The sequence below is a fragment of the Streptomyces sp. P5F9 genome, from assembly GCF_057961495.1.
Window position 1 is genome coordinate 1 of sequence record NZ_JBXVPZ010000725.1, and the last position, 3,185, is coordinate 3,185.

The 3,185-nt window shown below is 73.6% G+C and carries 1 protein-coding gene; it reads left to right on the plus strand.

The genetic code is table 11. From position 1 onward, the window contains the following. Positions 1-204 precede the first annotated feature (204 nt). Positions 205-3,021 (plus strand): ATP-binding protein, encoded by a 2,817-nt coding sequence (locus tag AC31A1_RS49095; protein WP_489659544.1) that lies wholly within the window; start codon positions 205-207, stop codon positions 3,019-3,021. The last annotated feature ends 164 nt before the right edge of the window (positions 3,022-3,185 follow it).

Consider the following 3,185-nt stretch of genomic DNA (forward strand, 5'->3'; position numbering starts at 1 on the left):
GTGGCGGCGCGGCGGGCGGGGGTGCTGCCGTGAGAGGAGCGGACGTACCCCCCGAGGCGGCTCCCGCGACGACCGGCTATTCATTCATCGGAGCTTTGAATTTCCTCATGCCGCACGGTTGTTATTTCCCTCACGACCCCATCCATCCGAATTTCAAGGACTGATTGCCTAATATTGGCCCGGACACGACACACGAGGGGAGCGGTGACCGTGCGACGGGACTTCAAGGAGCCTGCCAGAACGCGCCCCGACCTGGTCATCGGCCGGGAGGAGATGTTCAACGCCGCCCGTGACCAGCTCGCCGAGGGCGGCAGTGTGCTGCTCCACGGCCCCGCCGGAATTGGAAAGTCGACCGTCCTGCGGGCGCTGGCCGCGGAATACGGCGAGACGGCGCGGACCGTGTTGCGCTGCTCGGCCACGGAGTCCGAATCCCACCTCCCCTTCCTGGCCCTCGCCGACCTCCTCGGTCTGGTCCTGGACGAGGTGTCCGAGCGACTGCCCGTCGCCCAGCGCACGGCACTGGAATCCGCGCTCACCGGCCGCGGCGAGTCCTCCCTCCAGCGCGACGGCCTCGCACTGCGTCTCGCCGTCCTGTCGGCGCTGCGCGCCCTGGCGGCCGACGGTCCCGTGTTCGTCGTGGCGGACGATCTGCAGTGGCTGGACCCGGCCAGCGCGGAGCTCCTCGGGTTCGCCGCGCGGCGGCTCGGGGACACCCAGGTGCAGATGGTGTTCGCGGTGCGGACCGAGGGACAGGAGTACGACCGGTATCTGAGCGCGTCGCCGCCGGACACGCTCGCGTTCCGGCTCAGTCCGCTGTCCCGGGCGCAGGTGTCGGCGCTGCTCGACCACCGCGGGTACACCGGGCTGCCGCGTTCCACGGTCCGCGAGATCCACCGTACGAGTGGCGGAAACCCGTTGTTCGCGCTGGAGTTGGGGCGCGCGCTGGCCGAGAACCCGACCCCGCCGAGACCGGGCGAGCCGCTGCCCGTGCCGACGTCGCTACGCGCGTTGGTGCTGAGCCGGCTCGACATGCTGCCCGCCGAGGCCCGCCGCACGCTCCTGGTCGCGAGCGCGGGCGCCCGCCCGACAGTGTCCCTGCTGCAGAACGCCGGCCGCGAGAACGCCGAGGCCGAGACCGCCCAGGCCGCCGAACTCGGCCTGCTGGCAACGGAACCCGAGGGTCCGGCCGTACGGTTCGCGCATCCGCTGATCTCGGCCGCGCTGTACGCGGAGGCACCCGCGCAGGAGCGGCGGGCCGCGCACGCGGCGCTGTCGACGGCGGCCTCCGACCCCATCGAGCGCGCCCGGCATCTGGCGCTGGCCACCACCGGCACCGACCCGGAGGTCGCCGCCCGGCTCGCCGAGGCCGCGACCCTGGCCCGCGACCGCGGGGCGCCCTCGGTCGCCGCGTCGCTCGGACTGCTCGCCGCCCGGCACACTCCGGGCGACAGCGTGCCGGGCCCGGACGAGCGCCGGTTGCAGGCCTCGGAGGACGCGATCACCGCCGGCGAGCTGGACCTCGCCCGGGACATCGCGCGCGAGGTGCTGACCCGGACCTCGGTGCCCGCCGAGCGGGTGCGGGCCTGGATCATCGTGATCGACACCGCCGGTCACTCCATGGCCGACGTCGACGCCGTCTTCCCGCAGGCACTCGCCGACGCGGGCGACGACCCCCGGCTGCTCGCCCTGGTCCGCTACCAACTGGCCTGGCGCGCCCTGCTGGTTGAGGGCGACTTCGCCGAGGCCCGCGCGGAGACCGCACGCTCGGCGGAACTCGCCGCGCGCGCCGGCGACCGGCGCACCGAACTCCTCGCGCTCTCCTTCCAGGCGCAGACCGAGACCCTGATGGGTCATCCGGACGCCCCGCTCACCATCAAGCGCGCGCTGAAGGAGCCCCAGGACCCGCGGGTGGCGTGCCATCACAACGGCGCGGGCTCGGCCAGGTTCCGCTGGCTGGTGATGAGCGATCAGCTGCCCGAGGCACGCGCGACCATCACCGCGCTGCTGCGCGAGGTGCGGCGGCGCGGGTCGGTGGAGAGCGAGGTGCACTTCCTGCGCGGCTTCGCCGAGACCGAACTGCGCTCCGGGCACTGCGGCCGCGCCCTCGACCTGGCCCGGGAGGGGCTCCGGCTGGCCCGCGACTCCGGGATCGGCCAGACGGCGTCCGCGATGCTCACCGCACTCGCGGAGGCCTCCGGCGGTGACGTCGAGGAGGGGCTCGCGCTGGCCCGCGAGGCGGTCGAGCACGCCGAGGAGGACGGCGACCAGATGTATCTCTCCCGTGCCCTCGGGGCCCTGGGATACGCCCAGTTGGTCGCCGGGGACGCCCACGGGACCGTCCGCTCGCTGCGCCGGGTCCGCGAACTGGAGCAGGCCCTCGGAGTGACCGACCCGGCGCGCGGCCGCTGGCACGGCGACCTCGCCGAGGCCCTCGTCCGCATCGGCGAGACCACCGAGGCCCAGGACGTCATCGACGTGACCCGGGAACGCGCGCTGCGCCTCGGCCGCGAGAGCGTCCTCGCCGTACTCGACCGCGCCGAGGCGCTCGTCCGGGCGGCACGCGGCGAACACGACGAGGCCGTAGCCCAACTGACGTCCGTCCAGGACCGCCTCGCCAAACTGGGCTACGGCCTGGAGGAGGCCCGCGCCGCCTTCGCCCTGGCGTCGCTGCGCACCGGACAGCCCGGGCCCACGTCGTACGACGAGGCGACCCGGCTGTTCCGCCGCTGCCGGGCGCTGCCCTGGCTGCGGCAGGTGGACGAGGCGGCCGTCACCAAGGCGCCGGAGCCGGCGCCCGTGCCCACGCCCGTGCCCACCCTCGAAGGGCTCGACGGGCTGGCCTCGATGGAGCGTCAGGTCGCCGCGCTCGTCATGGAGGGCGCCACCAACCGGGAGATCGCCGCCCGCCTGTTCATCAGCGTCAAGACGGTCGAGGCGACCCTGACCCGGGTCTACCGCAAGCTGGGGATCCGCTCGCGGGTGGATATCGTCCGACTGGCGGCGGGGCGCCGTCCGAACTGAGGACCCTACGGGTTTACTGTGCGGCGACCGAGGGTTTTCCCTGCCCAACTCCCCTAGGGGGTTCCCTCATTGGGAGCAGGGTGTTCCGGGTTCTAGCTTATGGGTGTGCCGCTCGCCCGGGCATACGGGGGTCGGTCCCGCGACCCCCGTTGCACCCCCCACAC